Origin of the sequence: Amycolatopsis sp. cg13, assembly GCF_041346965.1 — a bacterium.
GTDB lineage: Bacteria > Actinomycetota > Actinomycetes > Mycobacteriales > Pseudonocardiaceae > Amycolatopsis.
The window spans coordinates 9,077,074-9,098,833 of record NZ_CP166848.1 but is presented as its reverse complement, the minus strand read 5'-3'; the positions used below and the strand labels follow the sequence as shown (position 1 = coordinate 9,098,833).

General features: G+C 69.9%; 23 protein-coding genes. 17 read left to right on the top strand and 6 right to left on the bottom strand.

The window, feature by feature from the left end:
* The first annotated feature begins 37 nt into the window (after positions 1 to 37).
* Both AB5I40_RS42605 and AB5I40_RS42600 read left to right on the top strand, forming a co-directional pair.
* The gene (locus AB5I40_RS42605; protein ID WP_370935864.1) at positions 38 to 1,249 is read left to right on the top strand and encodes a sensor histidine kinase; all 1,212 of its coding nucleotides are present in this window, start codon (positions 38 to 40) and stop codon (positions 1,247 to 1,249) included.
* Positions 1,246 to 1,896 (top strand): response regulator, encoded by a 651-nt coding sequence (locus tag AB5I40_RS42600; protein ID WP_370935863.1) that lies wholly within the window; start codon positions 1,246 to 1,248, stop codon positions 1,894 to 1,896. The genes AB5I40_RS42605 and AB5I40_RS42600 overlap by 4 nt, the downstream gene beginning before the upstream one ends.
* A 90-nt stretch (positions 1,897 to 1,986) precedes the next feature.
* On the opposite strand, the gene AB5I40_RS42595 is transcribed toward AB5I40_RS42600, so the two are convergent.
* Entirely contained in the window at positions 1,987 to 2,664 is a 678-nt protein-coding gene (locus AB5I40_RS42595; protein WP_370935862.1) for an IclR family transcriptional regulator, read from the bottom strand.
* 117 nt (positions 2,665 to 2,781) lie between these two features.
* Here AB5I40_RS42595 and AB5I40_RS42590 point away from each other — a divergent pair, with 117 nt between their 5' ends.
* Positions 2,782 to 3,201, top strand: coding sequence for a nuclear transport factor 2 family protein (locus tag AB5I40_RS42590; RefSeq protein WP_370935861.1), 420 nt, complete (start codon positions 2,782 to 2,784; stop codon positions 3,199 to 3,201).
* Positions 3,202 to 3,269: 68 nt separating this feature from the next.
* Here AB5I40_RS42590 and AB5I40_RS42585 read toward each other — a convergent pair whose 3' ends face one another.
* On the bottom strand, positions 3,270 to 4,487 hold the full coding sequence (locus AB5I40_RS42585) for an IS30 family transposase (RefSeq protein WP_370935860.1): 1,218 nt from the start codon (positions 4,485 to 4,487) through the stop codon (positions 3,270 to 3,272).
* A 132-nt stretch (positions 4,488 to 4,619) separates the two neighbouring features.
* On the opposite strand from AB5I40_RS42585, the gene AB5I40_RS42580 reads away from it, so the two are divergent.
* From AB5I40_RS42580 to fahA, 8 genes are all read left to right on the top strand, one after another.
* Positions 4,620 to 5,384 (top strand): SDR family NAD(P)-dependent oxidoreductase, encoded by a 765-nt coding sequence (locus AB5I40_RS42580; protein WP_370940714.1) that lies wholly within the window; start codon positions 4,620 to 4,622, stop codon positions 5,382 to 5,384.
* Positions 5,377 to 6,171 (top strand): SDR family NAD(P)-dependent oxidoreductase, encoded by a 795-nt coding sequence (locus tag AB5I40_RS42575; protein WP_370935859.1) that lies wholly within the window; start codon positions 5,377 to 5,379, stop codon positions 6,169 to 6,171. Before AB5I40_RS42580 ends, AB5I40_RS42575 begins: the two co-directional genes overlap by 8 nt.
* Positions 6,168 to 7,574: an FAD-dependent oxidoreductase gene (locus tag AB5I40_RS42570; RefSeq protein WP_370935858.1), complete on the top strand. Its 1,407-nt coding sequence runs from the start codon at positions 6,168 to 6,170 to the stop codon at positions 7,572 to 7,574. Before AB5I40_RS42575 ends, AB5I40_RS42570 begins: the two co-directional genes overlap by 4 nt.
* A gap of 39 nt (positions 7,575 to 7,613) precedes the next feature.
* Complete coding sequence (locus AB5I40_RS42565; RefSeq protein ID WP_370935857.1) at positions 7,614 to 8,948, top strand: MFS transporter; 1,335 nt, start codon at positions 7,614 to 7,616, stop codon at positions 8,946 to 8,948.
* A gap of 43 nt (positions 8,949 to 8,991) precedes the next feature.
* Positions 8,992 to 9,531: a MarR family winged helix-turn-helix transcriptional regulator gene (locus tag AB5I40_RS42560; RefSeq protein ID WP_370935856.1), complete on the top strand. Its 540-nt coding sequence runs from the start codon at positions 8,992 to 8,994 to the stop codon at positions 9,529 to 9,531.
* An 82-nt stretch (positions 9,532 to 9,613) separates the two neighbouring features.
* The gene (locus tag AB5I40_RS42555) at positions 9,614 to 10,813 is read left to right on the top strand and encodes a homogentisate 1,2-dioxygenase (protein WP_370935855.1); all 1,200 of its coding nucleotides are present in this window, start codon (positions 9,614 to 9,616) and stop codon (positions 10,811 to 10,813) included.
* Complete coding sequence (locus AB5I40_RS42550) at positions 10,780 to 11,637, top strand: hypothetical protein (RefSeq protein WP_370940713.1); 858 nt, start codon at positions 10,780 to 10,782, stop codon at positions 11,635 to 11,637. Before AB5I40_RS42555 ends, AB5I40_RS42550 begins: the two co-directional genes overlap by 34 nt.
* The gene (gene fahA / locus AB5I40_RS42545; protein ID WP_370935854.1) at positions 11,634 to 12,803 is read left to right on the top strand and encodes a fumarylacetoacetase; all 1,170 of its coding nucleotides are present in this window, start codon (positions 11,634 to 11,636) and stop codon (positions 12,801 to 12,803) included. Before AB5I40_RS42550 ends, fahA begins: the two co-directional genes overlap by 4 nt.
* A 250-nt stretch (positions 12,804 to 13,053) precedes the next feature.
* Here fahA and AB5I40_RS42540 read toward each other — a convergent pair whose 3' ends face one another.
* Complete coding sequence (locus AB5I40_RS42540) at positions 13,054 to 13,683, bottom strand: CoA transferase subunit B (RefSeq protein WP_370935853.1); 630 nt, start codon at positions 13,681 to 13,683, stop codon at positions 13,054 to 13,056.
* Positions 13,680 to 14,390 (bottom strand): CoA transferase subunit A, encoded by a 711-nt coding sequence (locus AB5I40_RS42535; RefSeq protein WP_370935852.1) that lies wholly within the window; start codon positions 14,388 to 14,390, stop codon positions 13,680 to 13,682. Before AB5I40_RS42535 ends, AB5I40_RS42540 begins: the two co-directional genes overlap by 4 nt.
* Before the next feature lie 157 nt (positions 14,391 to 14,547).
* Here AB5I40_RS42535 and AB5I40_RS42530 point away from each other — a divergent pair, with 157 nt between their 5' ends.
* Complete coding sequence (locus AB5I40_RS42530) at positions 14,548 to 15,312, top strand: IclR family transcriptional regulator (protein ID WP_370935851.1); 765 nt, start codon at positions 14,548 to 14,550, stop codon at positions 15,310 to 15,312.
* 48 nt (positions 15,313 to 15,360) lie between these two features.
* A complete protein-coding gene (locus tag AB5I40_RS42525) occupies positions 15,361 to 17,253 on the top strand; it encodes an alpha/beta hydrolase family protein (protein WP_370935850.1) in 1,893 nt (630 codons plus the stop codon).
* Positions 17,254 to 17,317: 64 nt separating this feature from the next.
* On the opposite strand, the gene AB5I40_RS42520 is transcribed toward AB5I40_RS42525, so the two are convergent.
* A complete protein-coding gene (locus AB5I40_RS42520) occupies positions 17,318 to 17,686 on the bottom strand; it encodes a winged helix-turn-helix transcriptional regulator (protein ID WP_370935849.1) in 369 nt (122 codons plus the stop codon).
* A gap of 142 nt (positions 17,687 to 17,828) precedes the next feature.
* Here AB5I40_RS42520 and AB5I40_RS42515 point away from each other — a divergent pair, with 142 nt between their 5' ends.
* From AB5I40_RS42515 to AB5I40_RS42500, 4 genes are read left to right on the top strand one after another with little or no spacing between them, the layout of a single operon-like run.
* Positions 17,829 to 18,224: a hypothetical protein gene (locus AB5I40_RS42515; RefSeq protein ID WP_370935848.1), complete on the top strand. Its 396-nt coding sequence runs from the start codon at positions 17,829 to 17,831 to the stop codon at positions 18,222 to 18,224.
* On the top strand, positions 18,221 to 18,394 hold the full coding sequence (locus AB5I40_RS42510; RefSeq protein WP_370935847.1) for a hypothetical protein: 174 nt from the start codon (positions 18,221 to 18,223) through the stop codon (positions 18,392 to 18,394). Before AB5I40_RS42515 ends, AB5I40_RS42510 begins: the two co-directional genes overlap by 4 nt.
* Before the next feature lie 50 nt (positions 18,395 to 18,444).
* A complete protein-coding gene (locus AB5I40_RS42505; RefSeq protein WP_370935846.1) occupies positions 18,445 to 19,125 on the top strand; it encodes a winged helix-turn-helix domain-containing protein in 681 nt (226 codons plus the stop codon).
* Positions 19,122 to 20,474, top strand: a complete 1,353-nt coding sequence (locus AB5I40_RS42500; RefSeq protein WP_370935845.1) for a sensor histidine kinase — start codon at positions 19,122 to 19,124, stop codon at positions 20,472 to 20,474. Before AB5I40_RS42505 ends, AB5I40_RS42500 begins: the two co-directional genes overlap by 4 nt.
* On the opposite strand, the gene AB5I40_RS42495 is transcribed toward AB5I40_RS42500, so the two are convergent.
* Positions 20,471 to 21,697: an LCP family protein gene (locus AB5I40_RS42495; RefSeq protein ID WP_370935844.1), complete on the bottom strand. Its 1,227-nt coding sequence runs from the start codon at positions 21,695 to 21,697 to the stop codon at positions 20,471 to 20,473. The genes AB5I40_RS42500 and AB5I40_RS42495 overlap by 4 nt on opposite strands.
* Positions 21,698 to 21,760 lie beyond the last annotated feature (63 nt).

Sequence of the window (21,760 nt, the reverse complement as noted above, 5' to 3'; positions counted from 1 at the left end):
CGGCGCGGCGCGGTCGGCGAACGGATACCGTGGCCCGGTGACCAGCACGTGCCGTTCCTGGCCGCGGTCGACCGACTGGCTCTGGCTGGGCGGCGCCGCGCTGGCGTTCGCCTGCCTCGACTTCGGGCTCTTTCTCGCCGCCGGGCCCACCACCGGTTTCCTCGGGCCGTACGCGACGCTCGTCCTGGAGCTGGTCTGCGACGCGTCCCTCCTTCTCCTCGCGCGCTTCCCGAACGCGGTGGCCGGACTGCTGATCGTGGCCTCGCTGGCGATGCTGGCGTCCGACCTCTTCTCCCCCGGATTGCTCGTGCCCACCCGCCAGCCGACACTGATGACCGTTCCCACGATCACGCCGATCGTGCTGGCGCAGCTCGTCCGGCAGTTGGACCGGCGGCGGCTGTTGTGGATCGCCGGATTCCTCGCGCTGCTGGCGACGCGGCCGTGGAACCCGGCCTGGAACACGACGCCGTTCGGATTGCTGAGCACCGCGCTTCCGGTGGCGGTCTCGCTGTACTTCGAGGCGCGCCGGCAGCTGTTGAGTTCGTTGCGGGACCGGGCCGAACGCGCGGAACGCGAACAGCATCTGCTCGCCGAACAGGCGCTGGCGGCCGAGCGGCGTCGGCTGGCGAGCGAGATGCACGACGTCGTCACCCATCGATTGAGCCTGATGGTGCTCCACGCAGGCGCGCTCGGCGTGACGTCGCCGGACCCGTCGGTGAAGTCGGCTGCCGAGGACATCCGGCGCGAGGGTGCGCATGCCCTGGACGAACTCCGCGATCTGGTCGGCGTGCTGCGCAACGGCACCGGCATCGAACCGCCGGTGCCGAATCCGCCGCTGCCGGGCGAGGTGGCGGACCTGGTCGCCGAATCGGTGGCGGTCGGCATCGCGACCGAGCTTTCCGTGACCGGCGACCGGACTTCGGTGTCGCCGACCGTCGCGCGCACCGCGTATCGCGTGGTGCAGGAGGCGCTGACCAACATCCGCAAGCACGCGCCGGGCTGTTCGGCGTCGGTTTCGCTGCGCTATCACCCGGGCGGGCTGGACGTGGCCGTCGCCAACACCAGCTCAGCCAAGCCGCCGGACGCGACGCTCGCGGGCAGCGGCTCCGGCGCGGGGCTGAGCGGGTTGCGGCAGCGGGTCGAACTGGTCGGCGGGACCTTTGAGGCGGGCCCCGTGCCGGGCGGCGGGTTCCGGATCGGTGCGATACTTCCCGCCTACGTCCCGACCACGGAAGGTGCTGCCCGGTGATCACGGTCGTGGTGGCCGACGACGAGCCGATGGTGTGCGCGCACCTGCGCACGATCCTCGGTTCGGCCGGCGACATCGAGGTAGTCGCGCAGGCGCGGGACGGCGCCGAGGCGGTCGAGGAAGTCGTCCGGCACCGGCCTTCGGTGGTGCTGATGGACCTGCGGATGCCCGGAGTGGACGGGCTGGCCGCGATCGAGCGGATCTGCGCGATGCCGGAACCGCCCGCGGTCGTCGCGCTGACGACGTTCGACGCGGACACCTACGTCATCCGCGCCCTCCGCGCGGGCGCGGCCGGGTTCCTGGTGAAGTCGACGCCGCCGGAGGACCTGATCGGCCTGGTCCGGGTCGCCGCGGACGGGCACACCGTGCTGTCGCCGTCGGCAGCGCGCCGGTTGGTGGCGCTGTCCTCGGACGGCCACCGCCGCGACGACGAGGCCCGCCGCCGGACCGCCGGGTTGACCGAGCGGGAGCGGGATGTGTTGGCCTGTCTGGGAGAAGGACTGTCCAATGCGGACATCGCCGGTCGGCTGCATCTCGCGGAGGCGACGGTGAAGAGCTATGTGTCGCGGATGCTGGTGAAGCTCGACTGCACGAACCGGACCCAGGCCGGGCTGCTCGCGCATGAGGCCGGGCTCGTCGGCCGTTAGCGCTGTGGGTCGTGAGTGTTTATGCCGGTTCTCACCGGCATAAACACTCACGAGCCCCACCTGCACGATGCCCGGCTCGTCGCCGTCAAGTCACTTCAGCAGCGAGCCCAGGCGCTGTGCCGAGGCCACCACCAACCGGCCCAGTTCGTCCGGGTCCGGGGCCTCGAACAGCGAGAGGCCGATACTCGTGCCCGGTGCGTCACGACCAGTCGGCACCACCGCCGAAATCCCCGTGATCCCCGGTGCGATCTCCCCCACCGACACCGCATAACCCCGCGACCGGGCGCGCGTGATCTCCTCACGCTCCCCCTCCACCGGCGGCTCCGCGGAAAGCAGCGCGAGCCCGGCCGAGCCGCGGCCTATCGGGTCGAGCTGGCCGCTGCGGAACGACACGTGCATCCGCGCCTGCCGCGGCTCCACGATCATCAGCATCCGCACCTGCTCGGTGTTTTCGCGGACGACCAGGTGCGCCGACGCGCGACCGGCGTCCGAGAGTTCCTCCAGCACCGGGCGCGCGAGCGTGCGCAGGTCCTGTTCCACCGGTTCGGCGAGGCGCACGAGACCGGTGCCGAGCGAAATCCGCTTGAACCGGTCGCGCCGGCAGAGGTGGTGCGCCTCCAGCGTGCGCACGAGGCGGTGCGCGACCGTCCGGTGCACGCCGATCCCCTCGGCGATCTCGGTCATCGTGAGCCCCTGCGGATGCTCCACCAGCAGCTCCAGCACCTGAAGCCCATGGCTCAGCGTCTTCGACGTCCCCGTTTCGGACACACGACTCCCTTGACGACAGCTTGTCCGGCGACCTACTGTTCCTACATATCGCACGGTGCGTGCGAATATAGCACGTTTGCCGCTCGAGGCAACTCCCCGCGGATCGAGGTCCCTGACATGAGCGAAGTCCCCGTCGAGGACGTGCTGGCGGTGCATCAGCTCTACGGCCGCCAGAGTCACGCCATCGACTCCGGGCAAGCCGCGCGCTGGGCCGCCACGTTCACCCCGGACGGGGAGTTCGTCTCGCCCAGCTATCCGGAACCCGAGGTCGGCACGGCCGCGCTGACCGCGTTCGCCGAGCGGTTCCACGCCGGGTGCGCGGAGTCCGGCGAGCGGCTGCGGCACGTGGTGTCCACAGTGGAAGTCCGGTTAGGACAGTCCGGGGATGCCCTGCGAGCGCTCGCTTATCTGCAGATCGTCGGGACTCCGGAAGGCGGATCCCCGCGACTGCACCGGCTCACCGTGCTGGACGACGAGCTCGTGCGCACCGCGGAAGGCTGGCGCGTGCGCCGCCGCACCGTGCACCGCGAGCCCTGAGAACCCTCGTGAGTGTTCATCCCGGTCAGAACCGGGTGGATTCATGTGGTCGTCGCAACATGGTCCATTTAGGACAGTAGCATGGCGAGTCGTTCGGCGGGGGTGTCCCAGTCGAGTGTTTTGCGGGGGCGGGCGTTGAGTTCGGCGGCGACTTTCGCGAGGTCGTGGGCGCTGTGCGCGGAGAGGTCGGTGCCTTTGGGGAAGTACTGGCGGAGCAGGCCGTTGGTGTTCTCGTTGGAGCCGCGTTGCCAGGGCGAGTGCGGGTCGCAGAAGTAGATGTCGAGGTCGGTGGCCAGGGTGACGGCGGCGTGCTGGGCCATTTCGGTGCCCTGGTCCCAGGTCAGGGACCTGCGCAGCTGCTCGGGCAGACGCTGGATCGTCGCGGTCATCTCGGCGGCGACCGCTGCGGCGTCTTTGCCGTCGGGCAGGTGCAGCAGCAGGCAGAACCTGCTGGAGCGTTCGACCAGGGTGCCGATCACCGAGCGGCCGTCCTTGCCGACGATCAGGTCTCCTTCCCAGTGCCCGGGCACCGCCCGGTCGTCGGCCTCCGGGGGCCGTTCGGAGATCGGGACCATGCCGGCGATCTTGCCCTGGCGGGCGCGGCGCCCGTCGGGCGTCCGCCGGGGTTTGCGGACCGCGCGACCGGTGCGCAGGCACGCGGCCAGCTCGCGCCGCAGCGCGCCCCGGCCCTGGACGTAGAGGGCCTGGTAGATCGTCTCGTGGGTCACGTGCATCCTCGGCTGGTCGGGAAAGTCCCGCTTCAGCCTGGCAGCGATCTGCTCCGGGGACCACCACGCGAGCAGGTCCTGCCGCACCCGCTCGGCCAGCACCGGGTCAGCGGCCAGTTTCGCCGTCTTCGGCCGTCTCGCCCGCTGCTCGGCCGCGTGCTGCGCGGTGCTGGCCCGATAGCCCTCCGCGGTGCCGTTGCGGTCCAGTTCCCGCCCGATCGTCGAACGATTCCGGCCCAGCCGCCGCGCGATCTCCGCCCTCGGCAGCTCCCGGGCACGCAAAACCATGATTTCCTCCCGCTCGGCCAGCGAGAGATAACGACCCGACCCGGCCTGCGGCGCGTTGGCGATCACACCGCCAGCCTCGACGAACAACCGCCTCCCGCTAGCCCGCGACACGCCCGACGCCCGAGACGCCTCCTCCACCGGCAACCCGGCCCGCACCCCGTCCCAGAACGCCACCCGAACACCCCGGGACAACCAACGACGACGTTTCCCCACCACCGCAACACCTCCCACAACAGGTGTTGCAACGACCACCAGAACCCAAGCCGGCATAAACACTCACGACACCCCCCACTCACCCTCACCCTCACCCTAGGAGCCCCCTTGCGCACCCCCCTCCCCCCTCTCACCCCCACCGGCCCCGGCCGGGTGCTGCACCAGCCCGCGAACGCGCGGTACCCGGAGATGCCGGGCAAGGTCGCCGTGGTCACCGGTGCGGCCCGCGGCATGGGCGCGCGGTTCGCCGCCGGTCTCGCCACGCGCGGGGTGCACGTGGTGGGCGGCGATCTCGACACCGCCGCGATGACCGCCACCGCCGACGAACTCACCGCCGCGCTCGCCGTCGAGTCCATTGAGGACAAGCCGGGCCGGATCGTCGCGTCCGCGGTGGACGTCACCCGCGCCGAGGACCACGTCGCCCTCGCGCAGCGCGCGATCGACGAGTTCGGCCGCATCGACTTCTGGGTCAACAACGCCGGGATCTTCCCCTACGGCGAGGTTCCCGACATCACCCCGGAGCAGATCCGCTCGACGCTCGCGGTGAACGTCGAGGGCGTGCTGTTCGGCGCGCAGGCCGCGGCCGCGCGGATGGAACCGGGCAGCGCGATCGTCAACATGGCGTCGGTGTCCGCGGTCCGTGTGCGGAAGGGTCGCGCGGCGTACTGCAGTTCGAAGGCGGCCGTCGCGCACCTCACCGAATCGCTCGCGGTGGAGCTCGGCGACCAGGGCATCCGCGTCAATTCCATTGCTCCGGGCTACATCGACACCGAAATGACCCGCTGGATCCAGGACGACGCGCCCGCGCTGGCGAAGGCGCTGGACGCGGTGCCGCTGCACCGGATCGGCTCGCCGGAAGAGGTCTGCAGCGTGTTGCTGTTCCTGCTTTCGGACAGCTCGCGGTACGTGACCGGGCACAGCCTCGCGGTCGACGGCGGCTCCCGGCATGTCTGACGCCACCGAAGCCGTGCGCTACCCAGACGTCGTGCTCGTGACGGGCGCGGCGAACGGGATGGGCGCGCAGCACGCCCGCGCGCTCGGCGAGCGTGGGGTGCACGTCTGCGTCGCGGATTTCGCTGGTGCGGACGAAATCGCGGACGAGATTCGCGCGGCCGGTGGTGCGGCTACTCCGTACACAATGGACGTTGTCGAACCAGCACAGTGGACTCGCGTGCTCGACCGGATCCGCGCCGAGCACGGTTCGCTCGGCGGGCTCGTGAACAACGCCGGGATCTCGCGGCGGCTGGAATTCCAGGACACCACCGCGGAAGTCTGGGACCGCGTGCTGGCGGTGAACCTGTCCGGGCCGTTCCACGGGATGCGCGCGGCGGCGCCGCTGATGCGCGATTCGGGCGGCGGTTCGATCGTGAACATCTCGTCGATCTCGGGCCAGATCGGCTACTTCTCCCCCGCCTACTCGGCGAGCAAATGGGGCTTGACCGGATTGTCGAAGTCCGCCGCGGGCAATTTCGCGAAGTGGCGGATCCGGGTCAACTCCGTCCACCCCGGACTGGTCGACACCGGGCTGCTGGCGGGCGCGGACGCGTTCGTCAAGTCCGCTGTGGACAGTGTGCCTGCCGGAAGGATGGCCGATCCCAAGGAAATCACCGACACGGTGCTGTTCCTGCTGTCGGATCGATCCACCTATTTGACCGGAAGCGAGGTCACTGTGGACGGTGGTCTCGTCTCGAACGGTCTCTACCATCGCATTCTCGCCGAAACCGGAGGTGATCTCGGATGAGCGTCGAAGCTGACGTCGTGGTGATCGGCGGTGGCGGCGCGGGCCTTGCTGCGGCGGTCTCCGCGGCCGAGCACGGTGCCTCGGTGATGCTGTTCGAGTCGGAGAAGGAACTCGGCGGCTCGACCCAGCTGTCCGCGGGCATGCTCACCGCGGCGGGCACGAGCGTCCAGCGCGAACTGGGCATCGAGGACACACCGGAGCGGTTCTTCCAGCACTACCTCGACCTCAACCAGTGGCAGCTGAAACCCGGGCTGCTCAAGACGTTTTGCCGTGAAGCCGGTCCGGCCGTCGAATGGCTGATCGGGCTCGGCGCGGAGATCCCGGCGAAGGTGTCGCACGACGCGCACACGCCGGGGCTGACCCGCGCGGGCGTCGAGGACGTCTGGCGCGGGCACGTGCCGAAGGACCAGGGCTACGGCCTTGTCCAGGTGCTCGACCGAGCGCGCCGCAAGGCAGGGGCCGAAGCGGTGCTGAACACCCGGGTCGAACGGCTGCTCGTGGAGGATGGCCGGGTCGCCGGCGTGGTCGCCGACGGCATCGAGGTCCGCGCGAACTCGGTGATCGTGACCAGCGGCGGGTTCGCTCAGGACCCCGCCTTGCGCTCGCGCTACTACCCGGACGCGGACGCGGCGGGCGAGGATCTGTTCGTCGTCGCCGCGCCCGGCTCGCGGGGCGACCACTTCGCGTTCGGCGAGCAGGTGTCCGCCTCGATCACCGGCGAGGGCTGGGGATTGCTGCTGCCGACCGCGTATTTCCAGCGCCTGCACCACTGGCAGTCCGGTTTCCCGCCGCGCTCGCGCGTGCTGGTGAACGCGCACGGCCGCCGGTTCATGGACGAGGACGCGTCGTACGCGGTGTCCAGCGGCATCATTTCCGCGCAAGACGGTCCAGTGTGGATGGTCTTCGACGACCGAGCGCGCCGCGACCTCCCGCCGGGCTACGCGCATTGGAACGCCGACCACGTACTGTCCGAAGCGGACGCTGGCCGCACCCTGCGCGCCGACACCTTGGAGGCATTGGCGGGCAAGATGAACGTGCCCGCTGAAGCTCTACGAGCCACTGTGGACAGATGGAACGTCCAGCTCCCCACTGGCGATGATCCGGAGTTCCTGCGGCACGAAACCTTGTCCGCCAAGGGATCGACCGAACCGCCCGCGAAAATCGCCACCGGACCGTTCTTCGCCGCCCGCACGCTGCCCGCCGAATTGGTCTGCACGCACGCCGGGCTGGAGATCGACTCCAGCGCCGCGGTGCTCGACGTCCGCGGCGACCGCGTGCCCGGGCTGTTCGCCGCGGGCGAGGCCGGGGCGGGCGTGCTCGGCTTCCGCTACGTCGGCGGCGGCAACGCGGTCGCCAACGCCGTCACCATGGGCCGCATCGCCGGCCGTTCCGCCGCTGCCTGACCGCTCAAGAGTTACTGCTCACCGTCGAGGAGAAACCTCATGTCCGTCCCCGCCGCAGCCGCCACCACGGCGGACTCCCCGCTGGCCAGACGAACCGTCCGCAAGGTCGGCGTCCGCGTCATGCCGATCGTCCTGCTGCTCTACATCTTCAACTACATGGACCGGGCGAACATCGGCTACGCCCAGCTCGGCATGGCCAAAGAGCTCACCATCACGGCCGCGACCTTCGGCGTCGCGTCGGCGATCTTCTTCCTCGCCTACGTGGTGTTCGAGGTCCCCAGCAACATGATCATGAAGAAGGTCGGGGCCCGGCTGTGGCTCAGCCGGATCGCGGTCAGCTGGGGCATCGTGACCGTGCTGACCGGGTTCGTCGCGAGCGTGACGCACCTGATGATCGCGCGGATCCTGCTCGGCATCGCCGAAGCGGGCCTGTTCCCCGGGCTGCTGCTGTACTTGACCTTCTGGTTCCGCGGCAAGGAACGCGGCCGGGCCATCGCGACGCTCGCGCTCGCGCAGCCGATCGCGCTGATCCTCGGCAGCCTCTTCGGCGGCTGGATCCTCGACCACGTGCACTGGTTCGGGATGAGCAGCTGGCAGTGGGTGTTCATCCTGCAGGGCGCGCCCGCGGTGCTGATCGGCTTGCTCACCTTCTTCTACCTGCCGAACAAGCCCGCCGACGCGAAGTTCCTGACCGCCGAGGAAAGCTCCTGGCTGCAGGCGGAAATCGACCGCGAGTACGTGCCGGAGGAGAAGGAAACGTTCCTCGGCCAACTGCGCGCGGTGCGTGACGGCAAGGTGATGCTGCTGGCGATTTCCAACCTCTTCATCGCCTGCGGCCTGTACGGGCTCACGTTCTTCCTGCCGCTGATCGTGAAGCAGCTCGACCCGAAATACTCCTCGACCAACATCGGCCTGCTCGGCGCGATCCCGTACGTGGTCGGCGCGGTCGGCATGCTGCTGCTCGCCCGCAACTCCGACCGCACCGGCGAGCGCAAGGGCCACGTGATCGGCACCGTGCTGGTGGCGGCGATCGGGTTCTTCGGCGCGATCCAGTTCAAGACCGTGCCGACGTTGTCGCTGATCAGCCTGTCGCTGGCGGCGATCGGCGTGCTCGGCTACCTCGCGCCGTACTGGGCGATGGCCGCGCGGGTGCTGTCGAAGGAGCACACCGCGGTCGGGCTGGCCGCGATCAACTCGATCGCCGCGCTCGGCGGGTTCTTCGGGCCGTACGCGATCGGGCTCGCGGCGACCGAGACCGACGTGACGGTCGGGCTGTACTTCCCGATCGGCTGCCTGATCGTCGCCGCGGTGATGCTGGCGTTCCTGAAGGTGCCGCGCGACGCGGGCGCCCGCCTGGCTCGTCCGGTGAAGTAGTTTCGAGTTTGATTATCCCGGCGGCGCGGGTACCGTGCTGTCCATGCAGGACCCCGCCGCGCCGCCGGACCCGGACTCGCTCGACTTCTGGTCGTTCATCGCGCTGGCCAACCGCAGGCTGGCCGACGAGTTCGGGTTCCGCCACCAGCTGGCGACCGAGGTGCTGCTGACGCTGAACCGGGCTTCGAACCTGGTGACCTACGACCTCGAATCCGCCGTGCACCGGCCGCGCGGGCGGTCGTGGTCGGCGTTCCGCGTGCTGTTCGTCGTGTGGCTGGCCGGGCCGCTCGAACCGTCCGCCGCCGCCCGGCTCACCGGAATGAGCCGGGCGGCGGTGTCGAACCTGGCGAAGTCCCTGGTCAGCGAAGGTTTGCTGACGCGGACGCCGGGCGAGACCGACGGCCGCTCGGTGCGGCTTTCGCTCACCGAGGCCGGGCACGCCGAGATGCTCGAGGTGTTCGAGGCGCAGAACGAACGCGAGGCCGGGTGGGTCGAGGTGCTCACCGAGGCCGAGCAGCGCGTGCTGGTGATGCTGCTGGACAAGCTCATCTCCGGCCGGGCGGGCTTCGCGACCCGCCGCTAACCCTTTCCCCAGGCCAGCGAGTGGACTAGGCTGGCCTGAAAGTAGTACATACTTTGATTACTTCGCGCCGAGGAGGCGACCCATGGCCTACTACCGCAGCGCGGGCAGCATCCCGCCTAAGCGGCACACCCAGCACCGCACGCCCGAAGGCGGGCTCTATTCCGAGGAACTGATGGGCGAGGAGGGCTTCTCGTCGGACTCGTCGCTGCTCTACCACCGCGGCATCCCGTCCGCGATCGTCGACGCGACGCCATGGGAACTGCCGGACCAGACGCTCACCGAGAACCGGCCGCTCAAGCCGTTGCACCTCAAGCTGCACACGCTGTTCCCGGGCCAGGAATGGAAGAGCGCGGACGTCGTGAACAACCGCCGGCTCGTGCTCGGCAACGGCGACGTGCGCATCTCCTACGTCGCCGCCGGCGAGGCTTCTCCGTTGTACCGCAACGCGATCGGCGACGAATGCGTTTACGTCGAGTCCGGTGAAGCGGTCGTCGAGACGGTGTTCGGCGCACTGCCCGCCCGCGCTGGCGACTATGTGCTCCTCCCCCGCGCCACCACGCACCGCTGGGTGCCGAAGGGCCCGGAACCGTTGCGTGCCTACGTGATCGAGGCGAACTCGCACATCGCGCCGCCGAAGCGTTACCTGTCACGCTACGGCCAGTTGCTGGAGCACGCGCCGTACTGCGAGCGCGACCTGCACGGCCCGGCCGAACCGCTGCTCGCCGAGGGCACCGACGTCGAGGTGCTGGTGAAGCACCGCGGCTCGCGCGGCGTCGTCGGCACGCGCTACGTGTACCCGACGCACCCGTTCGACGTGGTCGGCTGGGACGGCTGTCTCTACCCGTACACGTTCAACATCTCGGACTTCGAGCCCATCACCGGCCGCGTGCACCAGCCGCCGCCCGTGCACCAGGTGTTCGAGGGCAACAACTTCGTCATCTGCAACTTCGTCCCGCGCAAGGTCGATTACCACCCGCTGTCGATCCCGGTGCCCTACTACCATTCCAATGTGGACTCCGACGAGGTGATGTTCTACTGCGGCGGGAACTACGAGGCGCGCAAGGGTTCCGGCATCGGCCAGGGCTCGATCAGCCTGCACCCCGGCGGGCACAGCCACGGCCCGCAGCCGGGCGCCGTGGAACGCTCGATCGGCGCGGAGTTCTTCGACGAACTGGCCGTCATGGTCGACACGTTCCGCCCGCTGGAAATCGGCGAGGGCGGCCACGCGAGCGACGACCCCGGCTACGCCTGGACCTGGGCAGGACGGGGACCGCAGTCGTGACCGACGCACTGACCCGCGGCCTGCTGGACGACGCGGCGGTGTTCCCGCCCGGCCTGGCACCGCTGCCGGACGCCGTCGCCGCGCATGACCGGCACACCGCTTCCGGGTACGCCGCGATGGTCGGCCCGCTGGTGGTCGCCGCGTCCGGTTTGGCGGAGCTGGCCGAAGTCGTCGCAGGCCGCTCGACGACCCTGCCGCTCACCGTGACGCTGCCCGCCGGGCCGGGCGGGATCGCCGGCGTGCTCAAGGCCGTCGACGGCTTGCCGGTGTCGGTCGAATCGCTGGAAATCGCGGTGCCGCAAGGAATGAGCGTCGCCGAGTTTCTGTCCGCAGTGGACGGTTGCCCGGTTCCGGTCGCCGTGGAGATCCCGCGCGACGACCGCCGAGTCCCGTTGCTGCAGGCGCTTTCCGGCACCCCGCACAAAGCGAAGTTCCGCACCGGCGGCACCTCGGCCGAGTACTACCCGGACGAGGCCGAGCTGGCCGCCGCGATCCGCGCGACCGCCGAGGCGGGTGTCCCGTTCAAGGCAACCGCGGGCCTGCACCACGCGATCCGCAACACCGATCCGACGACCGGTTTCGAGCAACACGGGTTCCTCAACCTGCTTCTTGCCGCTGAGGCGGTCGACCGGGGCGCCGAGGACGAGGAAGTCGTCGCGCTGCTTGCGGAACGCGACGGTGCTGCGGTCGCCGACCGCATCCGCGCACTGGCCCCGGAACGCCTGGCCGCGGCCCGCGCGCAGTTCACCTCGTTCGGCACCTGCAGCATCACCGACCCGCTCACCGAACTGACAGATCTAGGCCTGATCGGAGCCACCGCATGACCGTGCTCGACATCCCCGCCGGCTCCCCTTTCGGCGTCGAAAACCTGCCGTACGGCGTTTTCTCGGCAGGCGACGGCAGTCCCCGAGTGGGCGTGCGCGTGGGCGAGCACGTGCTGGACCTGTCGATCGCCCTTGGCGACGCGGTCTTCGCCGAGCCGACGCTGAACGCCTTCATGGCGCAGGGCTACGACCGCTGGGTCGAGGTCCGCACGCGCCTGCAGACGCTGGTCACCGGCGAGGTGCCCGCCGAAGCCGTGCACGCGATCGGCGACGTCACCCTGCACCTGCCGATCGATGTCGCCGATTACGTGGACTTCTACGCGTCGGAACACCACGCGTCGAACGTCGGCCGCCTGTTCCGTCCGGACGCGGAACCCTTGCTGCCCAACTGGAAACACCTCCCGGTCGGCTACCACGGCCGATCCGGGACGGTCTACGTGTCCGGCACCGACGTGGTCCGCCCGAGCGGCCAGCGCAAGGGCGAGGACGGTCCGGTCTTCGGCCCGAGCACCCGCCTGGACATCGAGGCAGAACTGGGCTTCATCGTCGGCGCGGGCACCCCCGCCAACACTCCGATCTCGCCCGACGACTTCCCTCGCCACGTCTTCGGCGCGGTCCTGCTGAACGACTGGTCGGCCCGCGACATCCAGGCCTGGGAGTACGTCCCGCTCGGCCCGAACCTGGGCAAGAGCTTCGCCACGTCGATCTCGCCGTGGGTGGTCCCGATCCTGGCGCTGGCCGAGGCCCGGGTCCCACTGCCCGGCCAGACGTCGCCGGAACCCCTGCCCTACCTGCGGGAATCGTCGCCGTGGGGCCTGGACATCACCCTGACGGTGCAGTGGAACGGCCAGGAGGTCGCCCGCCCGCCGTACCGCGAGATGTACTGGTCCCCCGCGCAGATGCTGGCCCACCTGACCGTCAACGGCGCCTCCGCCCGCACCGGCGACCTCTACGGCTCGGGCACCATCTCCGGTGCGGAACCGGCCGAACGGGGCTCGTTCCTGGAACTTTCGTGGGGCGGCCGGGACCCGCTGACCGTCAACGGCGAATCCCGCACCTTCCTGCAGGACGGTGACGAGGTCGCCATCACCGGTGCCGCAACCACGAGCAGCGGCGCGACGCTGGGCTTCGGCGAAGTCCGGGGCCGCATCCTCCCCGCCAAGTAACCAAAAGCCGTGAGGGGAACCCTGAGGGAATCTGATTCCCTCAGGGTTCCCCTCACGGCTTTCTCGCAAGCGCAGCACTGGCCCCGCCCGAACCGCAGCTGACGCGGCCAACCATCGAGGCACCCACACCCCCCGCACCCCGATACGAAGCCAAAAACACGGCGCGGGGGTGCTTGTCAAGGCATCTTTCCCGCCTTGACAAGCACCCCCGCGCCGTAGTCACAATCAGCTTCGGGGTGCCCCCACGCAGCTATTCAGCGATCGGCGCCCCAGTCTTCTCCCGCACTTCTTCGAGAGAAACCCCAGGCGCCAACTCCACCAGTTTCAACCCGTCCTCAGTAACATCCAGCACAGCCAAGTTAGTGATGATCCGATTCACCACTCCAGCCCCAGTCAACGGCAGCGTGCACTTCTCGACAATCTTAGGCGTCCCGTCCTTGGCAGTGTGATCCGTAATGATCACCACCCGACGAGCCCCGGCGACGAGATCCATCGCCCCGCCCATCCCCTTCACCAACGCACCAGGCACAGTCCAGTTGGCCAAATCCCCATTGGCCCCGACCTGCAACGCCCCGAGCAACGCCAGGTCGATATGCCCGCCGCGAATCATCGCGAACGATTCGGCGGAATCGAACAAACTGGCCCCGGGCTGCAATGTGACAGTCTGCTTGCCAGCGTTCACCAGATCAGGATCCTCTTCCCCTTCCCAGGGAAACGGCCCCAATCCGAGAATCCCGTTCTCGCTGTGCAGCGTGACCTGCACACCGTCCGGAATATGATTGGCCACCTGCGTGGGAATCCCGATCCCGAGATTCACGTAATCGCCGTCCCGCAGCTCGCGAGCCCCGATCGTGGCCATGTCGTCCCGATTCCAGCTCACGCCGACGCCTCCTCACGCACGCGCACAGTCCGCTTCTCGATCTGCTTCTCCCGCGCAGTCGCCTGGATCAGCCGCTGCACGTAAATCCCCGGCGTGGTGATCCGCTCCGGATCGAGGTACTCGTCCGACACCTGCTCGGCCTCGGCGATCGTCACCTTCCCGCACGTCGCGACGAGCGGGTTGAAGTTGCGCGAGGCGTACCGGTAGATCAGGTTCCCGGCCGGGTCCGCGACGTACGCGTGCACCAGCGAAAGATCGGCGACGATCCCGCGCTCCTGCACGTAGGTGACCCCGTCGAACTCGGCGTGCGGCTTGCCCTCGGCGATCGGCGTGCCGACCCCGGACTTGGTGTAGAACGCCGGGATTCCCGCGCCGCCGGCGCGCATCCGCTCGGCGAGCGTTCCCTGCGGGGTGAACTCGACCTCGACGGTCCCGTCGAGATACTGCTGCGCGAACAGCTTGTTCTCGCCCACGTACGACGCGATCACCCGCCGCACCTGCTGGTTCTCGAGCAGAATGCCGAGCCCGGCCCCGTCGACTCCCATGTTGTTCGAGACGATCGTCAGATCGCGCACGCCCGAGTCCCGGACCGCCTCGATGAGGTCGTTCGGGTTCCCGGTGAGGCCGAAGCCCCCGACCGCGATAGTCAGCCCGTCCTCGAGCAGCCCGTCGAGGGCCTCCGCGGCGCTGCGGTACTTCGTCGGCACGGCATCCTCTCCACTTCGTTCGGTGAGTGGTCAGTCCTCGCATACAACCCAGCGCAGGGGAAACGGGTCAACCGACACGCCGGGATCCCCGGCAAACCTCTCGCGCACCGAACACCCGCGCCCGATGCGTCCACTGAGCGGACGTACCCTCGAACCCGTGCCCTCCTCGCCTCCTGACCACGTAGTCGGACGGGTGTCCGCGGTCCTGCGCGCATTGTCCACCTACCGCGACGGAGCGTCGACCTCTCAGCTGGCGCGCCAGTGCGGCCTGGCCCGCCCGACCGTGCACCGGCTGCTCGCGTCGCTGGCCGCCGAGGGCTACGTCGACCGCGACCGGCAGAGCGGCCGCTGGTACCTAGGCCCGGAGCTGTACCTGCTGGGCGAAGCCGCCGCCCCGCGCTACGACGTGACGCAGCAGGCGCGCGCGAGCGTCCACCGGCTGGCCGCGGCGACCGGGGAAAGCGCGTTCTTCTCCGCGCGCCGCGGCAACGAGACGGTCTGCCTGCTGCGAGAGGACGGCGACTTCCCGATCCGCTCGTTCGTGCTGTACGAGGGCGCGCGGTTCCCGCTGGGCGTGGTGTCGGCGGGGCTGGTGGTGCTGTCGATGCTGCCGGACCGGGAGGTCGAGGAGTATCTGTCCACTGTGGATCTCACGACCGAATGGGGCCCGGCGCACCGGGCGGAGGACGTGCGCGCCCGGGTCGCGCGGACGCGGGAGGACGGGTACTCGACCAATCCCGGGCTGGTGGTGGAGGGCAGCTGGGGAATGGCGGCGGCGGTCTTCACGCCGAGCGGGGAGCCTGCGTGGGCGTTGACGTTGACCGGGGTGGAGTCGCGGTTCCGGGAAGAGCGGCGGGCGGAGCTGGGGGCGTTGCTGCTCAAGGAGGCGCATACGTTGACGAACGTGCTCCGGGAGGCGTGACTGCTTCCGGCCAGTGTGCTGCGCTGTGGAGATGGGCAGACTGAGCGAATGACAGGTCTGACCGCCGAACTCGTCGTTGATGGTCGCGCCCCGCAAACCCCGACCCTTGCCCCGAACGGGCAACTGCTCTGCTACGTCCTCGCTCCCGTCAGCCGGACCGGTGACCACCTTGACACCGAACTCTGGCTCGTCGACCTCGCCGACGCCGCGGCGCGCCGGGCAACCGCCGACACCGCGACGGAGTCTCGACCACGCTGGTCTCCGGTCTCGGGCACGCTGTTTTTCCTGTCCGACCGAGCCGACCGCGGCACCGCACAGGTGCACCGGCTCGCCGACGGCACCGCGGCCGCGGTGACCGACTGGCGCGCGGGCATCCTCGACCACCTGCCGCTCGCCGACCCCGACGTGGTCGCTCTGCTTGCCGAGGACGAGCCCACCGAGCAGGACGCGCGTCGCGCACGGGACCGCGACGACGCCATTGTCGTCGGCGAGCGCGAACCGCGGGCCCGGTTGCGTCTGCTCGACCTGCGCACCGGTCAGGTCGCCACCCCGGAGGTGTTCGGCGACCGGCACGTCGTGGAACTGCGGCAACGCCCCGACGGCGGCCCGCTCGCCGTGCTCACCCAGGCCAGCAGCGACCACGACTACGGCCCTCGCACCGGGCGGCTGCACCTGTTCGACCCCATCACGGGGACCGCGGAAGACCTCGGACCGGTCGAGGCCGAGGCGCACTCCCTGACCTGGTGGCACGGCGAGGACGGCTGGCACCTCGGTTACGTCGCCCTCACCCCGCCGGTTCTGCAGGCCGGCACCGCGGTGTTCGACCTGGCCATGGACAGCCGCGTCCGCCGCAATCGGACCACCGGCCTTCCGAGGTGCCCCACCGAACTGTGCGAGACCGACGCCGCCCCGCTCATAGTGTTCGCCGACGGCCTGAACACGACCCTGGCCCGGCTCGACCCCGCCGGCCCCACGACCTTGTCGCAGCATCCCGGCCGCCTCGACGCCCTCACCGCCGCCCCCGGCGGCACCACGATCGCGGCGTTGACCGGCACCCGTTACCAGCCCGCGAACGTCCACGTCGGACCGCCGACCGGACCGCTGCGGAAGGTCACCGACACCCGTCCCGAACTGGACGGCATCACGTTCGGCGCCCAGCGACCGCTGGCCTACCGTGCCGTCGACGGCCTCGATCTGGACGGCCTGCTCGTGCTGCCGGCCGGGAAATCCGCCTCGGACGGCCCGTTCCCGCTCGTGACGATCGCGCACGGCGGCCCCTACGACCGATACGCCGATCGCCTGCAGCTGTTCTGGTTCCCCAGCGCGCAATGGCTGGCCGCCGCTGGCTACGCGGTGTTCCTGCCCAACCCGCGCGGCGGCCAAGGCCGCGGCCACCAGTTCGCGGCCAGCGTCGCGGGCAGGGTCGGCCAGGAGGAATGGACCGACATCGTGGGCGGCATCGACTCGCTCATCGCCGAGGGCGTCGCCGACCCCGATCGGCTGGGCATCGCCGGCGGGAGCCACGGCGGTTTCATCGCCGCCTGGGCGATCGGGCAGACCGACCGGTTCCGCGCCGCGCTGGTTCTCGCCGGTGTCACCGACTGGGGAATGCTCGCCGCGACCGGGGAGAACGGACAGTTCGAGGCCGCGCTCGGCGGCAGCATCGGATGGGAGGGGATCGGCCCACATCCGCACGACGCGGTCAGCCCGGTCTCCTTCGCCAGCCGCGTCCGGACCCCGGTGCTCATCCTGCACGGGGCCGAGGACACCAACGTCCCGCTCGGCCAAGCCGGGTACTTCCACCGGGCACTGCGCCATTTCGGCGCCGAGCACGAGTTCGTGATCTACCCCAGAGAGGGGCACTCGATCCGGGAACGCAACCACCAGCTCGACGTCCTGCGCCGCACCCGCGCCTGGTTCGACCGCTGGCTCCGCCCTTGATCCGGGGTGCTCATATGCGGCAGCCCTCGTGAGTGGCGATGCCGGTTAGAACCGGCATCGCCACTCACGAGGCAGTAGCGGCGGCAGCGTCGTAAGCCGCCCGGGCAGCAGTCACCTGGTCCATGTTGCGGCGGGCCCAGCGGTCCAGCAGTTCCAGCGGTTCGGCGAGGTTGCGGCCCAGCTGGGTCAGTTCGTACTCGACCTTCGGCGGGATCACCGGGTACGCCGTGCGGATCAGGATGCCGTCGCGGACCAGGCTGCGCAGGGTCTGCGTCAGGACCTTCTGCGAGATTCCCTCGACACGCTTGCCGATCTCGGTGAACCGCAGCGGGCCGTCGGTCAGGGCGCCGACGATCAGCACCGTCCACTGGTCGCCGATCCGGTCGAGCAGCTGGCGCGTCGGGCAGTCGCGGTCGTACGGATTTCCCAGCACGGCGGCCTCCTCACTCTCCGCAAGAGAGTAACACTCCGCCGGGTCAGCAGGCTTTACCGAACCCGAACATTCGGCCCACACCCCTCGTACACCCGCGCGCGACGGTGGTCATCGGGAACACCGACACGGGAGGACGAGAACGATGCGAGGAACGAGGCGGCTGGCACTGGCGGGCTGCGGGATCGCGGCCGGGCTGCTCGTGGCCGCGCCGATCGCCAGCGCGGACACGCAGGCTCCGGCGCCGGCTCCGGTCACGCTGAGCCCGCAGGAGGTGCAGCAGATGTGCACGGCCTGGGTGCCGAAACTGCGCAAACAGGCCCAGAACCTGACCAACCGGATCAACGGCGGACCCGAGGTCTCCGGGTCGGTCGCGAATCTCAAGGCGCGCGCGAACGACGCCCGTACGAAGGGGCACACCGCGCAGGCCGACCGGTTGCAGAAGCGCGCGGACAAGCGGCAGAGCCGGATCGGCGAGCTGGCGGACGCGACGAAGCAGCTCGACGCGTTCACCGCCGCGCATTGCCAGGCGCCCAAGTGAAGCGGCTGATCGCGATCGCTGCCGCGGCTGTCGTCGTCGGGCTCGGCTGCGCGGCGTGCGACAACGGTTCGACGCCGTCGTCGGGGGCGGCGCCGAACGGCGATCTGAGCGGCATCCAGTCCACACTGGACTCGATCCAGTCCGACATGGCGGGCGACGGGTCGCGGTGACCCGCGTACCGTTTCCCCCGACGTAGCCGGCCGGAGGAACGGGAGCCCGCATGGGGTCAGCTGGCCGCGGTCTCGTCCTCGTCGTGGAGGACGAGACCGCGATCGCCGAGCTCGCCGCGCTGTACCTGCGGCGCGACGGGTTCGGGGTGGAGGTCGAGCCGGACGGCGCGAAGGCGCTCGCGGCGATCCGCCGGTTGCGGCCGGTCGCCGTGGTGCTCGACATCGGACTGTCCGGAATGGACGGTATCGAGATCTGCCGGGCACTGCGCGCGGCGGGCGACTGGACGCCGGTGCTGTTCGTGACCGCCCGCGACGACGAGCTGGATCGGTTGCTAGGGCTGGAAATCGGCGCGGACGACTATCTCACCAAGCCGTTCAGCCCTCGTGAACTCGCCGCTCGCGTACGGACTGTGCTGCGCCGAGCGTCCGGGAGTCCATCCACGACACTCGCTTGCGGCGGCGTGCGCATCGACGTGCCCGGCCGCCGCGCGTGGGCGGGCGAGGCCGAGATCACGCTCACCTCCACCGAATTCGATCTGCTCGCTCATCTGCTGCGGCATCCCGGTCAAGTCCTGTCGCGCGATCAGCTGCTCAGCGCGGTCTGGGGTTATGCCGCTGCTGCCGGGACCCGCACCGTCGACGTGCATGTCGCGCAGCTGCGAGCGAAACTCGGCGACGACAGTCCAATCCGGACAGTCCGGGGCATCGGGTACGCGGCGGACGCCGGATGAAAACCACGCTCGCGCTCCGGATCACCGTGGTGTGCCTGGCCGTCGCCGGGATCGCGGTGCTCGTGGCCGGGCTCGTCGCGTCCAGATTGGTGCGCAATACCGCGGATTCGGTGCTGCAGCAGTCGTTGCGGGATCAGGCGGACGTCATCGCCGGGCAGCTCGACGACACCGGCATCGGCAACCGGCTCGCGATCGGCAAGGCGGCCGCGGTCGTGCGGGGGCAAGGCATCGAGGTCGTCGTGCACCGGGTCAGCGGCCAGAATTCCGGCCAGGCGACCGCGGTGCGCGCGGCGGAACGGGCCGGGCTGACGTCCGGAAAGGACCATTCGACGCGGGTCGCGATCGGCAATGTCGATTACCTCGTGGAAGTGCGCCCGGTCGGCCCGCAAGCCGCGTTCGCGCTCGTGCAGCCGGTGCGCAGCGCCGAGGCGACCCAACATGCCTTGCTGCGCAACATCCTCTTAGCCCTGGGCATTGGGCTTCTCGTCGCCGCCATCGCCGGATATGTCTCAGGACGCCTGCTCGGCCGCCCCCTCCGCCGCGCCGCAGCCGCCGCGGGCAGTCTCAGCGCCGGTCGACGCGACGTCCGGGTGCCGGTCGAGGGTCCGGCCGAAGTCGCGCAAGTCGCGGGCTCGCTGAACGAACTCGCCGACGCGCTGGCCCGAAGCGAAGCCCGCCAACGGGAATTCCTGCTGTCGGTGTCGCACGAACTTCGCACCCCGCTGACCGCAGTGACCGGTTTCGCCGAGGCGATCGCCGACGGAGTCGCCGAAGGCCCGGACGCCCGCCGCGCCGGCGAGACGATCCACCACGAAGCGCAACGCCTGGAACGGCTCGTGTCCGACCTGCTTGAACTCGCCCGCCTCGGGGCCGACGAATTCCAGCTCGACCTGGACGTTTTCGATTTCGCCGCGCTGGTTCGCGACTGCGCGGAGGTGTGGCAGCTGCGCTGCGCCCGGTCGGACGTCCCGCTGACCGTGCAGTCTCCCCCTGACGCCGCCATGGTCACCGCCGACGCCCGGCGGCTGCACCAGGTCGTGGACGGCCTGGCGGAGAACGCGTTGCGCGTCACCCCCGCCGGTGCGCCGATGGTGTTCGCGCTGACGGTCGCGGACGGCCACGCGCACCTGTCGGTCCGAGACGGCGGCCCGGGGCTCGCGCCGGAGGACTACCCGGTGGCTTTCGAACGCGGCGTCCTCAACGCCCGGTACCGCGACAGCCGCCCGGTCGGATCCGGCATCGGTCTGGCGCTGGCGCACGGGCTGGTGACGAGAATGGGCGGCACCCTGACCGCTGGACCGGCCCCCGAAGGCGGGGCCGCGTTCACCATCACGCTGCCGCTGGCCTAGTTCACGCACCCGCTGGCGGTCGTCATCTTCGGCTGCGCGGGAGTGCCCGCCGGAGGCGTCGGCGTCGTGGTCTCCGCGATCGGCCGCACCGCGCCGCCGCTCGACGAGGGACGGACAGTGCCCGGGTCGGCTGTCCCTCCGGAGGCCGAGACGTCCGGCGAGCTGATCTGGGTTTGCACGAACTGCTTCACCTGCGCCGGATCCACCTTCACCGCGTCCCCGTCGGCCGGAGTGGCCAGCGACAGGCTCTGCACCGGAATCGTGCCGAACGCGATCGCGCCCGAGCTGAGACCGTGCAGTTGATCGGCGAAGCTCAGCAGGTTCCAGCCGTGGTCAAGCGTCACCGAACCTTCCAAAGCGTCCACAAGGGACGAAAGCCGCGCGGGATCGGTGAAAGTGCCGGAGCCGAGGACGGTCTTCGCCATCGCGGACATGAACGCCTGCTGCCGCGCGATCCGGTCCAGGTCGCCGTTCGGGAGGCCGTGCCGCTGCCGCACGAAGGCGAGCGCCTGCGTACCGGAGATCGTCTGCACTCCAGCGGGGAAATTCGCTCCGGAGAAGGAATCGTTCACCGGTGCCTTCAGGCACACCTGCACTCCGCCGACCGCTTGGCTCAGAGCGGCGAACCCGGAGAGATTGACTGCGGCGTAGTGATTGATGGTGAGCCCGGTGAGCTTTTGCACCGCGGCGATGGCCGACTTCGCACCGGCCGCGTCGGCCGCTACCTCAAGCTGAGGACCGCTCATTCCTTGCTGCGCGAGCTTTCCCCGCTGATCGGCCCGGGCACGACTGTACGCCGAATTGATCTTGTGCTTGCCGTAACCCGGAATGTCCACATAGGAATCACGCGGGATCGAGATCGCGGTGGCCGCCGCCCCGCCGACCGGGACGTGCACCACGATCATCGTGTCCGTGGTGTTGCCGCCGTCGTCCCCGCTGCCCGCGTGCAACGCGTCGAGGACGTTCTGCGGCAGCGGCGTCCCGTCCGGTTTGGTACGGGAATCGAGACCTACCAACAAGATGTTCTGCGCGACGGTGAGCGGTTCCCCGGCCGGAGTGTCCGGAACCTGCGCCGAGGGCGGGATGACGTCCGCGGTGACGAGGCTGGTGTCGAGCCGGTGCAATTGCGACCACGCGAATCCGGTGGCGCCCAGCACCAGGGTGGACACCACCCCCAGCACTGCCCGGCCGCCGATCCGGCGGCCCCGGGACGTGATCAGCACGGCCGGTTCCTCGCTTCCCCGGGGACGGATTTCGACCCCCGCGTTCGAGGATCACCGCGTTAG